Origin of the sequence: Neobacillus niacini, from assembly GCF_036961885.1 — a bacterium.
GTDB classification, from domain to species: domain Bacteria; phylum Bacillota; class Bacilli; order Bacillales; family Cytobacillaceae; genus Neobacillus; species Neobacillus niacini_H.
The window spans coordinates 1-16,194 of sequence record NZ_JBALNQ010000030.1; the positions used below are offsets into that span (position 1 = coordinate 1).

General features: G+C 37.8%; 16 protein-coding genes and 1 pseudogene. 13 read left to right on the forward strand and 4 right to left on the reverse strand.

Annotated features, from left to right (window positions below; genetic code table 11):
* Nucleotides 1–161: 161 nt before the first annotated feature.
* Entirely contained in the window at nucleotides 162–1,214 is a 1,053-nt protein-coding gene (gene selD, locus V7124_RS14365; RefSeq protein ID WP_335490165.1) for a selenide, water dikinase SelD, read from the reverse strand.
* Between the two features lie 210 nt (nucleotides 1,215–1,424).
* On the opposite strand from selD, the pseudogene V7124_RS14370 reads away from it, so the two are divergent.
* Nucleotides 1,425–1,610: pseudogene (locus V7124_RS14370) on the forward strand (Rdx family protein); the annotation flags it as partial.
* 91 nt (nucleotides 1,611–1,701) lie between these two features.
* Here V7124_RS14370 and V7124_RS14375 read toward each other — a convergent pair.
* Nucleotides 1,702–2,094: an Hsp20/alpha crystallin family protein gene (locus tag V7124_RS14375; RefSeq protein WP_335490168.1), complete on the reverse strand. Its 393-nt coding sequence runs from the start codon at nucleotides 2,092–2,094 to the stop codon at nucleotides 1,702–1,704.
* 98 nt (nucleotides 2,095–2,192) lie between these two features.
* On the opposite strand from V7124_RS14375, the gene selA reads away from it, so the two are divergent.
* Complete coding sequence (gene selA, locus V7124_RS14380) at nucleotides 2,193–3,599, forward strand: L-seryl-tRNA(Sec) selenium transferase (protein WP_335490171.1); 1,407 nt, start codon at nucleotides 2,193–2,195, stop codon at nucleotides 3,597–3,599.
* A gap of 313 nt (nucleotides 3,600–3,912) precedes the next feature.
* On the opposite strand, the gene V7124_RS14385 is transcribed toward selA, so the two are convergent.
* Complete coding sequence (locus V7124_RS14385) at nucleotides 3,913–4,053, reverse strand: small acid-soluble spore protein P (protein ID WP_165903014.1); 141 nt, start codon at nucleotides 4,051–4,053, stop codon at nucleotides 3,913–3,915.
* A gap of 117 nt (nucleotides 4,054–4,170) precedes the next feature.
* On the opposite strand from V7124_RS14385, the gene V7124_RS14390 reads away from it, so the two are divergent.
* Entirely contained in the window at nucleotides 4,171–4,449 is a 279-nt protein-coding gene (locus V7124_RS14390) for a hypothetical protein (protein ID WP_335490173.1), read from the forward strand.
* Nucleotides 4,450–4,491: 42 nt separating this feature from the next.
* On the opposite strand, the gene sspO is transcribed toward V7124_RS14390, so the two are convergent.
* On the reverse strand, nucleotides 4,492–4,641 hold the full coding sequence (gene sspO, locus V7124_RS14395; RefSeq protein WP_335490176.1) for a small acid-soluble spore protein O: 150 nt from the start codon (nucleotides 4,639–4,641) through the stop codon (nucleotides 4,492–4,494).
* 350 nt (nucleotides 4,642–4,991) lie between these two features.
* On the opposite strand from sspO, the gene acnA reads away from it, so the two are divergent.
* From acnA to V7124_RS14445, 10 genes are all read left to right on the forward strand, one after another.
* The gene (gene acnA, locus V7124_RS14400; protein ID WP_335490179.1) at nucleotides 4,992–7,703 is read left to right on the forward strand and encodes an aconitate hydratase AcnA; all 2,712 of its coding nucleotides are present in this window, start codon (nucleotides 4,992–4,994) and stop codon (nucleotides 7,701–7,703) included.
* Nucleotides 7,704–7,808: 105 nt separating this feature from the next.
* Entirely contained in the window at nucleotides 7,809–8,174 is a 366-nt protein-coding gene (locus V7124_RS14405; RefSeq protein WP_335416521.1) for a DUF1992 domain-containing protein, read from the forward strand.
* Nucleotides 8,175–9,179 carry a phosphotransferase enzyme family protein gene (locus V7124_RS14410; RefSeq protein ID WP_335490182.1) on the forward strand — a complete coding sequence of 335 codons (1,005 nt, stop codon included), beginning with the start codon at nucleotides 8,175–8,177 and terminating at the stop codon, nucleotides 9,177–9,179. It abuts the gene before it with no gap.
* Nucleotides 9,180–9,430: 251 nt separating this feature from the next.
* Nucleotides 9,431–11,122 carry a ribosomal protection-like ABC-F family protein gene (gene abc-f / locus V7124_RS14415; RefSeq protein WP_335490185.1) on the forward strand — a complete coding sequence of 564 codons (1,692 nt, stop codon included), beginning with the start codon at nucleotides 9,431–9,433 and terminating at the stop codon, nucleotides 11,120–11,122.
* A 154-nt stretch (nucleotides 11,123–11,276) separates the two neighbouring features.
* Nucleotides 11,277–11,810, forward strand: a complete 534-nt coding sequence (locus tag V7124_RS14420) for a redoxin domain-containing protein (protein WP_335416527.1) — start codon at nucleotides 11,277–11,279, stop codon at nucleotides 11,808–11,810.
* Between the two features lie 135 nt (nucleotides 11,811–11,945).
* Nucleotides 11,946–12,077, forward strand: coding sequence for an FbpB family small basic protein (locus V7124_RS14425; protein WP_034672833.1), 132 nt, complete (start codon nucleotides 11,946–11,948; stop codon nucleotides 12,075–12,077).
* A gap of 67 nt (nucleotides 12,078–12,144) precedes the next feature.
* Nucleotides 12,145–12,288: an acid-soluble spore protein N gene (locus V7124_RS14430; RefSeq protein ID WP_335416534.1), complete on the forward strand. Its 144-nt coding sequence runs from the start codon at nucleotides 12,145–12,147 to the stop codon at nucleotides 12,286–12,288.
* A gap of 401 nt (nucleotides 12,289–12,689) precedes the next feature.
* The gene (locus V7124_RS14435; protein ID WP_335490188.1) at nucleotides 12,690–13,412 is read left to right on the forward strand and encodes a GntR family transcriptional regulator; all 723 of its coding nucleotides are present in this window, start codon (nucleotides 12,690–12,692) and stop codon (nucleotides 13,410–13,412) included.
* A gap of 243 nt (nucleotides 13,413–13,655) precedes the next feature.
* Nucleotides 13,656–14,789: an alanine dehydrogenase gene (gene ald, locus V7124_RS14440; RefSeq protein WP_335490191.1), complete on the forward strand. Its 1,134-nt coding sequence runs from the start codon at nucleotides 13,656–13,658 to the stop codon at nucleotides 14,787–14,789.
* A 14-nt stretch (nucleotides 14,790–14,803) separates the two neighbouring features.
* Nucleotides 14,804–16,165, forward strand: a complete 1,362-nt coding sequence (locus V7124_RS14445; RefSeq protein WP_335490194.1) for an aminotransferase — start codon at nucleotides 14,804–14,806, stop codon at nucleotides 16,163–16,165.
* The last annotated feature ends 29 nt before the right edge of the window (nucleotides 16,166–16,194 follow it).

Genomic DNA, 16,194 nt, shown 5'->3' on the forward strand with positions numbered 1-16,194 from the left:
TTGTAGAAGGTGTACGGTTCTTTGTAGAAACTGTACACTTTTTTGTAGAAACTGTATGGTTTTTTGTAGAAGCTGTACACTTCTTCGCAAAAACCGTACACGTACTCAAACATAACCAACAAAATTCCAGAAATTAAAACAGCGTGGCACATGCCACGCTGTTATTTCACTGCATATAGTAATTTGTCTTTCTTCTCAACAACCCTGCCAACGATAGCAGCATGGTGTTTTCCAGCAGAATGAAGGTTGTCCACATATTGAACAGCTTCTTCTTCACTCATCGAAACGAGCAGTCCACCAGAAGTAATGGCATCACACAAAACTAACTGTTCCTCAGGGAGTAGGTCTTCATAGGCAACATCATCCATTAACCATTTATGATTGGATTTTGATCCACCCGGAACAACTCCATCTCTCGCTAACTCTAATGCACCTTCAAGAATCGGAACCTTAGAGTAGGAGATTTCAAAGCTGACATTACTTCCGCGTGCCATCTCGCTGCTATGTCCTAACAATCCAAATCCGGTTACATCCGTTACAGCATGTGGGTTATAATTCATTAACAATTCAGCAGCTGTTTTATTTAACTCTGCCATCGTTTCTGTGACGGTTTGTTCTTGTTGCTCTGTAACAACACTGCGTTTAATGCCAGTGGTAATAATACCTACCCCGATTGGCTTCGTTATCACCAAGACATCGCCTGGCATCGCACCAACGTTTTTCCAAACCTGATCAGGATGAACAATTCCTGTTACAGAAAGACCAAACTTTGGCTCTTGGTCATCAATAGAATGACCTCCAACAGTTAATGCTCCAGCTTCCTTTACTTTATCAGCTGCACCACGGAGAATATCTGAAAGCACTTCTGCACCAAGCTTCTTTATTGGATAAGCAACAATATTTAAGACTGTTTTCGGTTTACCACCCATTGCATAAACATCGCTTAAAGCGTTTGCTGCTGTAATTTGACCAAACATATATGGGTCGTCAACGATTGGTGTAAAGAAATCGACCGTTTGAATAAGTGCAATTGAGTCAGTTAACTGATAAACACCCGCATCATCTGATGTTTCATGTCCCACCAATAATTCAGGAACTGGTTCTTGCTTAGGTAAAAGACGCAACACGTGCGCCAGGTCCTCAGGACCAATTTTGCAGCCTCAACCAGCTTTAGTTGAAAAAGAGGTAAGGCGAATTTTTTCTTGCTCACTCATGTAATAGTTCCACCTCCATTTACTAGTATAACTGTTTATCTAAAAATACGCACATAGTATGAAAGCAAAAGAGTTGCTTGAATAATTAGTAGTGGGTTAAACTATTTTTACTATAGCCATGTAGGTAACTGGATTTAGGCTGAATGGAGGGTGAAAATGAACATTTATCAAATAACGGTTGAATTTTGCATGCAATGAAACTACGCGCCAAAAGCCGCGAGTTTCGCGGAAGAGTTATTTACACACTTTAATCGCAAGATTGGAAAAATGGAATTAATCCCTGTTTCAGGTGGGGCATTTGAAATAACGGTTAATGGTGAGAAGATTTATTCCAAATTAGATACCGGTGTTTTTCCTGACACAGACGATATCATAAATATAATTTCACAAAAATAAACAATCAACCCTCATCAACATATGAGGGTTGATTGTTTTCTGTCATTCCATTATGTCAATCAATGTATAAAAATAATGTCTTAAAATTATCTTATGGCAGTGTTATATAGCAGTTTTTTCCTAATCCTTTTTCAGACTTTGATATATGGACCTCTAATATTCCGTTAATATAATTTGCTGTTACTTTTTGATTAATAACTTCAAAGGGGAACTGGATTGTGCGAACTCTTTTTTGAAGTTTAGAGGGAGTGGAAACTTTATCAGCCGTTATAACGAGTTGCTTTTCTTCTATATAAACCTTGATTTCCGAGCTGTCAAATTCGCTAAGTAACGCTTCGACAATCCATTCTTGATCTGTTTCGTACAGATCAATGCGAAATTGAATCAAGTCATCTTGTGTCGTTAGAGGATCAAGGCAGTAGTTTTCCAACCATTTTTCCACTAGGTCAAAATCGATTGGCTGAATATTTTTTTTGGATTTCATAACAATCCCCCTTGCTCGATGTATTTTATTCATTCAGAATGAAAACGTGAAATGTTATAATAGGAATAAAGTAGGATTAGTAAAGGAGTTTGTTAATAGTGAAAGAATGGCTACGCTCAATCCCGGCTGTACATGAACTGCAAAATCATGAACAGTTCGAAGTTCTCCTGAGAGAAAATCAACTAGATGTAACCCAGCTGACAAATCAATTAAAGGAAGCCCTGGACCAAATTAGGTCCTTAATCGTACAAGGAGACTGGCATGGTGCAACGCCAGGCACAAATCACTTCATCGATGAAGTTTTTCAACACTTAGGAGTAAACATTAAGAAACAATTTTCATATACAATTGAAAAAGTAATAAATGCGACAGGTACCATCCTACATACAAACCTCGGAAGAGCCAGGCTTAGCGATAGTGCCATAAATCATGTGGTGGAAACAGCACAAAATTACTCAAATCTAGAGTATAAACTGGAAGAAGGAGAACGGGGTTCTCGCCATAGCCATGTAGAAGCACTTCTTAAGGAAATCACCGGTGCAGAAGCAGCGATGGTCGTCAATAACAATGCTGCCGCGGTTTATCTTGTTCTAAGAGCGCTTGCAGAAAATAAAGAAGTCATTGTTTCTCGGGGACAGTTAGTGGAGATTGGTGGCTCATTCCGAATCTCTTCGATCATGGAAGAAAGCGGAGCAAAATTAGTTGAAGTCGGGACAACAAATAAAACCCATTTATATGATTATGAAAAAGCCCTCAATGTTGAAACGGCGATTGTCATGAAAGTACATACAAGTAATTTTAAAGTGATTGGCTTTACTAAATCAGTTGAAACAGAAGATCTCATTGGGCTGACACAAAAATTAGAAGATGTTATTTTTTATGAAGACCTTGGCAGTGGTGCCCTTTTTGACTTTAGAAAACATGGAATCGGAGATGAACCCGTCGTAAAAGAGGTCATTGAAATGGGTGCAGATATTGTGTCATTTAGTGGAGATAAGCTGCTGGGAGGGCCTCAAGCGGGTATCATTGCTGGAAAAAAGAAGATCATTGATCGATTAAAAAAACACCAATTAGCACGTGTGGTTAGGGTAGATAAAATGACATTAGCAGCACTTGAAGGTACGTTAATTGATTATGCTCGAGGGGAAAAGGGCATACAAAACATTCCAACAATCCGTAATTTGTTAGCTTCTATTGATGAATTAGACGAAAGAACGAAGAAATTTGTTACCAACTTGTTACAAGGTTCAGAGCATTTTCAAACGAAAATTTTTTCTAGTACCAGTCAAGTAGGCGGGGGAACGATGCCAGATGTGCAACTGCCAACAAGGGTCATTTCTCTGAAACATCATTCACTTACAGCTGAACAGGTTGGGAGGAAATTAAGAACTCAATTTAAACCAGCGATTGTAGGCCGAATTCAAAAAGATGAATTTATTATCGATTTACGAACCGTCTCACAGGAAGAAGAACACCTTTTACTTCAAGCCCTACTCCAATTATAAAGGTTGTTTTACTAAAAATTGGTGTTAAAATCTTAAAGCCGATTTTAACGTGGCAATAGTTATTTTGCATCTTTGAATTTTGTTTGCAGGCTCTTTTCTTATTATATTTTGCTGTTTTCTGTAAGAGCACAGTATAGTCATTAATTTTTGTTATAATAAGCAAATAAGTTTAAGAAAAGAGCTTTATAAATTTAACCCCCTCTTCGGTCTAGAGGGGGGTTGAACTATTTTAATGGTCCTAGAATCTTTGAGAATTGTCCAGCTCCAGCGCCCAGCGACTAGTGTACGTCGCAAAACGGGCGCTTCCGCTTTTCTACATATCATGATGGGAATTATGTTTTTGGCGTGTATGGTTACGGTTTTTTACTTTTTTAGATCCACTTAAAGGTTCAGGCTGTCCTGATGTTTTTGGTTGGTTTCGTCTCATATCTTTGCCATCGTTTTTGTTCACCATTTTCATCCCTCCTCCTATAGTGTTAGGATGCAATGCAGAAGACTTTTTATGCTGAATAATTTGTTATAGTGCTGTGCAATTTAACGGTATAGAAAATAGAGGGGAGTGAAACAGTCAATGCCAGAAATTGATCGTTTTCCATATAATAAGGACAAACAGCAAGCTTTTCAAGCTGCGCAGCAAGGATATGAAGAGGCCCAAGGACTAGCTGCCACTATTATTAGTGATAGTGCAAGCTACGGGCATCAGTTGAAACATTTAAAGGAAGAAGTCAACGAAGCCTATCAACAAATTGAAAATGCGTTAGAAGTTGCTTCGGAACACCAGCGAGCACAACTTGAGCGTTTTCAACAGGATTTGCAGAGGATTGTAGCGGAAGTCAATCTGCCAGAATAGGTAGAACATAAAAAAGCAGGAGATCCCTGCTTTTTTATGTGATTATTGATTCTTTTTTCTCTTTTTATTATTCATTTTTTCCTTTATGGTTAATGGTTCATTTGCTATTTCCTCGTTGTATCCTGCACCTTGCCCTTGCCCTTTTGCTGCATTAGCACCCGGAATAACGTGATTTGATTTTTTTCTTTGCATCCCATTCACCTCCTAAGAGAATTCTGGAAGAATTCTCACTGATAGTGTTAATCTTTCCTTTAATGCTTAAAAAATGACAATAAAAAAGTTTTTTGAGATAATAAATGTGTACGCAATTCAAATCTTTATGATAATTCTGTTTACATTCCAATAAGATTTATCTAAATATTTTGAACATTATACATAAATGTCATAAGGAAAACTTATCAACCACAATAACTTTCTCGATATTTACTTATGCAGATGGTTGTATTAAAATTGAATTGTGAGAAAAGTAGGGATGGATAGGAATATTCAAACTTTTCGACTTTTCGTTAATTTAATTAATGAACGAATGAGGGGGTTTTACAATGGTGAAAAATGATGTATTTAATGCACGGACTTCCTTTGAAGCAAACGGTAAACGTTATCACTATTACCGTTTAAGTGCACTTGAAGAGGCAGGAATTGGCAAGGTTTCGAAATTACCATATTCCGTAAAAGTATTACTTGAATCTGTGCTTCGCCAATACGATGGCCGTGTCATCGCGAAGGAGCATGTTGAAAATTTAGCAAAATGGGGAACAGATGAGCTAAAAGAAGTGGACGTTCCATTCAAGCCATCACGTGTCATCCTACAAGATTTTACTGGTGTTCCAGCTGTCGTTGACCTTGCTTCTTTAAGAAAAGCAATGGCGGACCTTGGTGGAGATCCAGATAAGATTAATCCAGAGAAAACAGTTGACCTTGTTATCGACCACTCTGTACAGGTTGATGCTTACGGTTCTGCTGACTCTTTACGTGTTAACATGGATTTAGAATTTGAACGTAATGCTGAGCGTTACCAGTTCCTAAGCTGGGCTCAAAAATCATTCAATAACTATCGTGCTGTTCCGCCAGCAACTGGTATCGTACACCAAGTTAACCTTGAGTACCTAGCAGACGTAGTTCACGTAGCGGAAACAGCTGACGGTGAATTCGAAGCGTATCCAGATACATTAGTTGGTACTGACTCACATACTACTATGATCAACGGTCTTGGCGTTCTTGGTTGGGGCGTTGGCGGTATCGAAGCAGAAGCAGGAATGCTTGGTCAGCCTTCATACTTCCCAGTTCCTGAAGTAGTGGGAGTTAAATTAACAGGTGTGCTTCCAAACGGTGCAACTGCAACTGACCTAGCTTTAAAAGTAACTCAAGTTCTTCGCAGCCATGGTGTTGTTGGGAAATTTGTTGAATTCTTCGGTCCTGGCGTATCAGTATTACCATTAGCAGACCGGGCAACAATTGCCAACATGGCTCCTGAATATGGTGCTACTTGTGGATTCTTCCCAATTGATGATGAATCACTTGCATATATGCGTTTAACTGGCCGTGAAGAAGAACAAATCAATGTAGTTGAACAATACTGCAAAGCAAATGGATTATTCTTTGATCCAGCTTTAGAGCCAGTTTATACAGACGTTGTTGAAATTGACCTTTCCGTGATTGAAGCAAATCTTTCAGGTCCTAAACGTCCACAAGATTTAATTCCACTTTCAAAAATGAAAGAAGAGTTCGTAAAGGCAGTTTCTGCACCACAAGGAAACCAAGGCTTCGGCTTACAAGCGGATGAGCTTGAAAAGTCAGCAGTGGTAAATTTCAAAAATGGTGATGAAACAACCATTAAAACTGGTTCAGTTGCGATTGCTTCTATCACTAGTTGTACGAATACATCAAACCCATATGTATTAGTTGGGGCAGGACTTGTTGCGAAGAAAGCTGTTGAACTAGGAATGGAAGTCCCTAAGTTCGTTAAAACTTCTTTAGCACCAGGTTCAAAGGTTGTAACTGGATACCTTCGTGATTCTGGATTACTTCCATATCTAGAGCAAATCGGCTTCAACCTTGTTGGTTATGGCTGTACAACATGTATTGGTAACTCTGGTCCATTAAAAGAAGAAATTGAAAAAACAATCGCTGAAAACGATCTTTTAGTTACATCTGTTCTTTCAGGTAACCGTAACTTTGAAGGACGTATTCACCCATTGGTAAAAGCTAACTATCTTGCTTCACCACCACTTGTAGTTGCTTATGCACTTGCTGGAACAGTGAATATTGATTTTGCTGCTGAAGCAATAGGTAAAGATAAAGATGGTAACGATGTATTCTTCAAGGATATTTGGCCATCAACTGCTGAGGTTAATGACGTTGTTAAACGCACTGTTACTCCAGAACTATTCCGCAGAGAATATGCGAATGTGTTCGGTGATAACGAGCGTTGGAACGAAATTCAGACCAGCAATGAGCCATTATACACTTGGGATGAGGATTCCACTTACATTGCAAACCCACCATTCTTTGAAGGTTTATCACCTGAACCAGGTACAGTTGAGCCATTATCAGGATTACGTGTGGTAGGTAAATTCGGAGATTCAGTAACAACTGACCATATCTCTCCTGCAGGAGCAATTGGTAAAAATACTCCAGCTGGTAAATATCTATTAGAAAAAGGCGTACAGCCACGTGACTTCAACTCTTACGGTTCTCGTCGTGGTAACCACGAAGTGATGATGCGTGGAACATTTGCAAACATTCGTATACGAAACCAAATCGCACCAGGCACAGAGGGCGGCTTCACTACTTACTGGCCAACTGGTGAAGTTACATCTATTTATGATGCTTGCATGAAGTACAAAGAAAACAGCACTGGACTTATTGTTCTTGCTGGTAAAGATTATGGAATGGGCTCTTCACGTGACTGGGCTGCAAAAGGTACGAACCTTTTAGGTATTAAAACAGTTCTAGCTGAAAGCTTCGAGCGTATCCACCGTTCTAACCTAGTGTTAATGGGCGTTCTTCCACTTCAATTTAAAGCTGGGGAAAGCGCTGAAACACTTGGTTTAACTGGTAAAGAAACAATCGATGTTCAAGTAGATGAAAAGGTTAAGCCACGTGACTTCCTAAAAGTTACTGCTACTGATGAAGCTGGTAACAAGAAAGAATTTGAAGTACTTGTTCGCTTCGATTCTGAAGTTGAAGTGGATTACTACCGTCACGGCGGTATCCTTCCAATGGTACTACGCGAAAAATTACAAGAAGCTTAATACTCAAACCACCATGTAACGTTGCATGGTGGTTTTTTACCGGTAATAACATATAATTTAAAGAAAAATAAACTATTTACTTGTAGAGCGAAGGGTGCGATGTAAATGGATTTTGCGAAAATCACTGAAGATAAAATTAAGGAAGCAATACAGAGGAATGATCTCGAAAATCTCCCTGGAATGGGGCAACCGCTGGAATTAAAAGATGACTTTCCCGGAATGTCTGAGGAATGGAAAATGGCGTATCGAGTGTTAAAAAATGCAGGGTATTCACCTGAGGATGTAAAAAAAGAAATTTTTAGAATTGAAGAATTGCTAGATAGTACAACAGACGAAAATGAGAAAAGACGTCTCCAAGCAAAATTAAAGAAAAAAAGGTTGGAAATGGATAGGCTTCTCGAAAAAAGAGGAACAGCTACAAATTCCCGTTTTGGGAGTTATGCGGAAAAAATTTATAACAGATTAAAATAGGTGCTCAATTTAGAAAGAGAGATCAAAAAAATGATTACTGATTCTTTATTACATTTATATGACCTCCCCTTAGAGCGAGAACTTGTTCCAATCAATGATGGGTTTAATAATACCGTCTATACCAATGGTGATCTTATATTCAGAGTTTCGCCTTCCAGTAGACGAAGTCAATTAGATATTATGAATGAATTGGCATTTATAAAGGGGCTATGGAAGAAAGGTGTACCTGTGGCATTACCGGTAGCATCAATTCGAAAGAGGATGGTGGAGACAATCGGCGAACATCTTTTTGTAGTAGCATTCGAAAAAGCATTGGGAACTTCAATCGATATCACCAATCCTGTTATATGGAACAAAGAACTATTTTATCATTGGGGAAGTCTAATGGGGAAGATGCACAGTGCTGGGAAAGAAATAAAGGTAGCTCGGCCAACTTGGACAGTACATCAACCTGATATTTTAAATCTATTCCCAAAAATCTCATCAAAACCTGTTGCTGAAATGTACAGTCAGCTATTAAATCAGTTAGTCAAGTTTCCACTAACTCCAGACCTCTTTGGGCTTATACATAATGATTTTCACCAGGGAAATTTCTTTGTAAACGAGGGACAAATTACAGTATTTGATTTTGATGATTCCGCTTATCATTGGTTTGCATATGATTTAGCAGTTTCCTTTTATCATGCTTTTTGGCAAGCAACATCTTTTACGCCAGAAGACAATGAGTTCAGCAGTGTCTTTTGGGAGAACTTCATAAAAGGATATAAGCAGGAACACACACTCAGCGCAGAACTAATTCAACAAATTCCAATCTTTTTAAAAATTAGAGAGATATTCTTGTATACTTTATTTTTGGAGAAGTGGGACATCGGAAATATAGAGGATTGGCAGGAGTATACTCTTACTAATTTAAAAAACAATATCGAAACGGGCGAGCCATATGCAAATGTTAATTTTGCGGAAATGATTGACAATCTTAGTATCGGTAAAATAAACTTAAAATAACAAACGAAAAGGAATGGTAAAGAGGAATGAAGTTATAATCTTATTTTTTCAGTACATTTATTCGAATAGCGAAAAATGGTGAACCTGAAGAGTAGGATTAGTCTATCCTTTTTTAAGTCCTGAACGTTTATATTTCAATGAAAACATGGTTACGGTAAGCCTTTTAGGTTTATTTAGCCTATGCTATTTTTGAAAGCCTAAACTACATGACTCAAACACTCTCTTCAGGTTCAATGGAAGGGAGTTTTTTTATGAACAAAAATATTATTAAAATAACCTCTTTAGAAAAGAGCTTTAAATTTCGAAAAATATTAGATAACGTATCATTTGATATTAAACAAGGGGAACGAATTGGTCTCGTTGGATATAATGGCACCGGTAAAACAACATTAGCCAATATCATTGCAGGAAAACTAACCCCTGACAAGGGATTCATTGAGAAATCACCCAAACTTCAAATTGGATACCTTACACAATCCATTGATTATCAAGGTAGTGAACTCCTTTCCACAACAGAGGGAAACATACTTCAGCATTCAAGTGAGTTAGGACTTAAAAAAGTATTTGAATGGGGGGAGAATCGGCTAAATCATCTGAGTGGCGGTGAAAAGCTAAAACTTGCATTATCCAATGTCTGGGCATCAAATCCAGGTTTCTTAATTCTTGATGAGCCAACCAACCACCTTGATTTTAAAGGGATAGAGTGGTTGGTAGAAGAATTAAAGAAATTTAAAGGTCCAGTGATGATTATTTCTCACGACCGTCATTTCTTAGATGAAACTGTAACACGCATTTTTGAAATAGAGAATACTAAGATCAATTTCTATAAAGGTAACTACAGTGATTATCAGAAGGAAAAGCAACACCGTAAGGAGACACATTTACACCATTTTGAAGTACAGCAGCGTAAAAAGGAAGAGATTGAAACAAAAATGGGGCAGTTAACATCATGGTCTGAGAAGGCTCACAGAACATCAACTAAACAAGGCAGAGATTTTGGCAATAAAGAATATCATCGTGCAAAAGCAAAGAATCGTGACAAGCAAGTAAAATCGAAAATGAAGCGCCTTCAGAACGAGCTTGAAAAAAATCAAATTGACAAACCTCTTGAGGAGACAAAAGTCAAATTTCAATTCGATACGAAAGGTAATAGAGGAAAAAGGATTATAGAGGCAAATGGGGTAACGAAGTCGTTTCCCGGTCGCCCACTTTTCCTTGATTCTCATTTTTATATTAATCACAGAGAACGGATTGGTTTATTAGGAGAGAATGGTTGCGGCAAAACGACCTTAATAAAAATGATCTTGGGTGAATCATCTAACTCTGGTGGCGAGCTATGGATAAGTGATTCCTTAAATATTGCCTATCTTAGCCAGGATGTTGACAATTTACCTTCTGATAAAACTGCCTTAGAAGCGTTAGGTTTTATCGACCGGGAAAACAGTCTCCGAGCGAGAACATTATTTGCAAATCTCGGACTAAAGGAACAACTGATTACGAAGCCAATTGGTACATTAAGTCTCGGTGAGCGAACAAGAGTGAAGTTAGTCGACATGCTTATGAAGGAATATGATGTGCTTATTTTAGATGAACCAACCAATCATCTTGACCTACCGAGCAGAGAGCAGCTGGAGAAAACCTTGGATGAATTCAACGGTACCATCATTACTGTTTCTCATGATTATTATTTCTTGAATAAGCTTTGCGATAAGCTGCTGGTATTTGAAAACCAAAGGATAAAAAGATTGGAAATAACCCCTAAAGAATACTTGAATAAAGAGATTGTGGAACCTACTGATAATAAGGAAGCTTTAATGGTGATCGAAAATAGAATTGCAACAATCTTGGGGGAATTATCAATGATTGATCAAAAGGATTCTAAATACATGCAATTAGATAGAGAGTTTAACGAACTCTTGAAGCAAAAACGGAAGTTAATTTAATATTTCTACAGTAAATTCCTATATTTGCTTTTCTCAAATACTTTTTATAAACTAGTCTAAAGAATGTCACACATTTGGCACACACATCCATCATTTCACCTAAGGATATAGTGTAAAATCAATGTAGAATAGTATTGAAACGGGGGTTCGGGGTATGGTAAAAAAAGTAATTGCTATTGTAGTGTTAATTGCACTACTTGGAGTTGCAATTGTTCAGGCTATGGACAAAAAGGCTGAACCCGAGAATACAAGTCAAGAAGCTTCCAATATGGGTGGTTTGAAAGTAGGTACAAAAGCACCAGATTTTGAACTAAAAACATTAGCAGGAGAGACTGTAAAATTATCTGATTTAAAAGGAAAAAAAGTCATGCTAAATTTCTGGGCAACCTGGTGTCCACCATGTAAAGCAGAAATGCCGGCAATGGAGCAATTTCACAAAGAAGCTGGCGATGAGGTAGTTATTCTAGCCGTTAACATTGACCCACATTTAGATGTAAAAGCATTTGTTGATGAAAATGGAATTACTTTCCCGATTCCACTAGATGAAGAAGATAAGGTAAATGAAATGTATCAAATTTTATCAATCCCAACCACGTATTTTATTGATACGAAGGGAAATATCGGTTTCAAGTATATCGGTGCTATGAATCACGATACCATGAAACAATATACGAAGGAACTGAAATAAGACATTGGACACAAAATCCAATGTCTTTTTTTCGTTTAAGGGAGGTTTTCTTTTTAATTTTCAAAAAGTTGTAATAATTGAAACCGTTTCCGGGCATAATAACTGTTAGAATAGGAAATAAGGAAGGTGATATATATGAGAAAGCCTAGAAAACGTTCTTTTGCAGAACTTGTATCCGAAAATAAAAGTCAACTTTTGAAAGATAGAGCTGCGATGGAAAAAATTGAAATGCGATTAGAAGAAAAACGTCTTGGAAAAGCTGAGTAACTCACATAGATTACCAATTATGTTCCCTCTTTAAAACGGGCAGAATGTTAAGGAGGAGGGATGTTAAATGAGTAATCCAAAAAGAGGACAGCAGGCCTTTAGTACCGATGAGTTAGGAAATAAGTCCCAGCGCTATGGCGGCAACAAAGGAAAAAAATACCAAGATACTTCAGGCAAGCATGCGCAAGTCATGCAAACAAAAGGTGAATAAATAATATGGTAAAAGACTCGTCAGGTGCAGCCAGCGAGTCTTTTTTTTTTCGGCAGCGGTATAGAGTTATGTTTTATCTTATTTTTTTTACCAATTTTTCATTTTCCGAAGATTTATGAAAAAAATTAATAAAAATTACTCTGTACATTTTTTGATTAAAAATACAGGTGTTACAACACTGTCCTAAAACATACTCTCTTTTAAGAAACACATTCACTTTTAGTCATATAAGGAGAGGGAGTATACTTTAAAGAACCTCTCTCAGTTATTATAAAACTGAGATAAAAACCTTATTTGCTTTAAACTTCTGTGGTCATAACATATAATAAAATTAAGAGTATATTTAGAAAATAGGTAATTGGAATTATTTTATAGAAAAATAATTTGGAGGTACGTAGAAAATGGAATTAGATCATAAAAGCCCAATGCCACTTCATATTCAGTTAAAAGACCGAATTAAAAATTTAATTAATGAAGGCTCGTTTAATGAGAAAATCCCAAGTGAAAGGGAATTAATGGATAGGTATAAGGTAAGCAGAAGTACCGTAAGAGAAGCAGTGTCCCACTTAGTTCAGGAAGGGGTATTAGAAAAGATCCATGGAAAAGGCACCTTTATTTCAATGAAGCCGATTGAGGAATGGTTGGGGAACCTTAGCACTACAACGGATACCATTAGAAAAATGGGCATGAAACCAGATGCAAAATTAATAGACCACGGGAAAGTAAAGCCCTCAAAAGAAATTATCGCTGCGACAGGATTTGAGGAAGCCTATTATATTAAGAGAATCCGCTTCGCAGATGATCAGCCGCTGGCAATTGAGATTCAATATTACCCTGTTGGAATTGGAGAAAGGTTAGCGAAATACGATATTGAAAAAGGAACACTGTATGACCTGCTTGAACAAAAATTACAAATTAAGCTTGCTGAGGCAGAGCAAATAATTACAAGCAGTTACTTATCTGAAGAAGATGCAAAATTACTAGGTGTAACAGGATCGATAAATGTTTTAAATACTGAGAGGTTATTATTTGATATTGATGATAATCTAATTGAATACTATATTGCCTCCTTCCGGGCTGATTTGTATTCATTTCGAATTAATCTGTCAAAAAAATACAATTGATTGAAAATAAAAGGGAAAAATAATTATTTAGAGTCACATTTACTATTATGAATAATCTAAATATATTTTATTTTTAGAAAATATTGAATAATATTAAATTCTATGGTTTAATCAAGTTATCACATCATCCATCAACTGGTACGGATGACCTGATGTCATTATCTCAAAAGAAAAATGGATAGAAAACTACTTTTACATTTTTTGTAAATCAGAGTATTTTCTCCCAGAGAAAGGAAGGGTTAAATGATTATTGGAGTACCTAAAGAAATAAAAAACAATGAAAACCGTGTTTCCTTGATTCCAGCCAGCGTCAGAGCGTTTGTCCAATTTGGTCATTCGGTTTTAATCGAACAAGGTGCCGGAATTGGCAGCGGTATTACGGATGAAGAGTATAAACAAGCTGGGGCAAGTATCGTTCCACATGCAAAGGATGCATGGGAAGCGGATATGGTAATGAAAGTGAAGGAGCCTCAGCCTGAAGAATATCAATATTTTCGGAAAGACCTCATTCTCTTTACGTATTTACACTTAGCGGCTGAGCCAGAGTTAACAAAGGCATTAGTCGAAAATGAAGTCATCGCTATTGCCTACGAAACAATCCAGCTTGATAACGGATCCCTTCCACTATTAACTCCGATGAGTGAAGTAGCCGGAAGAATGTCTGTTCAGCTCGGTGCACAATTCTTGGAAAAGATAAATGGCGGTAAAGGAATCCTTCTAGGCGGTGTTCCAGGTGTAAAACCAGGGAAGGTTGTGATCATCGGCGGCGGAATTGTTGGTACGAATGCTGCTAAGATGGCCATCGGACTCGGTGCAGATGTTACGATTATTGATATTAGCCCAGAAAGGCTTCGCCAATTGGATGACCAATTCGCTGGCAGTATAAAAACAATCATGTCAAATCATTTTAATATTGCACAGGAAGTGAAAGATGCAGATTTAGTTATTGGAGCAGTATTAATTCCAGGTGCAAAAGCACCTCAACTCGTTACAGAAGAAATGGTTAAACAAATGGAAAAAAATTCTGTCATAATCGATGTCGCGATTGATCAAGGCGGCTCAATCGAAACGTGCAACCACACTACATCCCATGATTCACCTACCTATCTAAAACATGGCATTTTACATTACGCCGTACCAAATATACCGGGCGCTGTATCAAAAACAGCCACATACGCCCTTGCAAATACAACTTTACCATATGCCTTAATCATCGCTAATAAAGGAATCCAAAAATCAATAGAATTACATCCGCCTTTAGCAAAAGGTTTTAATACAGTCAATGGTAAAGTAACCCATAAAGCCATCGCTGAGACTCACAAGTATTCATTCACACCAATACATTCTATCTATCAAAAAACATTAACAACTTCATAAAGGGGGATTCCTACATGTCTAAACTTAAAATTCAGGAAAATGAACAATTAGTTAAACAAGACCAGGACCATCTATGGCATGCGATGAGCCGCCATATTGAAGGCGGTAACCCGATGATTGCAGAAAGGGGTGAAGGTGCCTGGTTTTATGATATCAATGGGAACCGCTATTTTGATGGAGTTTCTGGACTATGGTGTTTGAATTTAGGACATGGTCAAAAGGAAATTGTTGAAGCTGCAGCTGAACAAATGATGAGGCTAAGTTATTCTCCTCTGACGTTAAGTCACGCGCCGGCCATTCAACTTTCGGCCAAAATTAGTGAACTCCTCGGTGATTCATACAAAACTTTCTTCTCTAATAGTGGTTCGGAAGCAAATGAAACCGCATTCAAAATTGCTAGGCAGTACCATTATCAAAATGGAAATCCAGAAAAACAAAAAATCATTTCCCGCTACCGTGCCTATCATGGTAGTACTATGGGTGCGCTAAGTGCAACTGCCCAAGCAAACAGAAGATTCAAATACGGTCCAAGCGCGCCTGGATTCTTACATGTTCCACCACCTTATAACTACCGAAGCCCATTCGGTGAAGAAGTAACGGACATGGATAAAACAGCAGCTGATTTTATTGATCAGGTGATTACTTGGGAAGGTGCTGAAACGGTAGCTGCAGTTATAATGGAGCCATTTATCTCCGGTGGTGGTGTCATCGTACCATCTCCGAGCTACTTGCAGCGGGTACAGGAAATTTGCAAAAAGCATGATGTCCTATTAATTATGGACGAAGTCGTATCAGGGTTCGGACGGACTGGAAAGATGTTTGGCTTTATGCACTCTGATGGTGTTCAGCCTGATATCATCACAATGGCAAAAGGTTTGACAAGCGGATACCTGCCTCTTGGGGCAACAGCGGTTCATTCCCGAATATATGAAAAATTTAAAGAGCAGGGGGTGGCTAATCATTTCCGTCATGTGTCAACGTATGGGGGACACCCGGCGAGCTGTGCTGTTGCACTAAAAAATATCGAGATCATTGAAAGAGAAAATATTGTTGCGAGAGTTGCCACACTCGGTGAATCTATTCTTGGTAGATTAAAAGATTTGATCTCCCATAAAAATGTTGGCGAAGTACGTAATACTGGCTTCTTATATGGAATTGAAATGGTAGAGGATAAACAAACCAAAACACCAGCTTCTGAAGAAATAATGGGAAAAATTATCAGCCGATGTAAAGAGAAGGGACTTATTATTGGCAGAAATGGTGACACGGTACCTGGATTTAACAATGTCCTAATTATTGCTCCACCTCTTGTCTCAACAGAAGATGATTTAATTTTTGTGGTAGAAACTGTTTCCACTGTATTGTCTGAACTATAATTAAATCAAAAAATATTTCAATTTTCTAA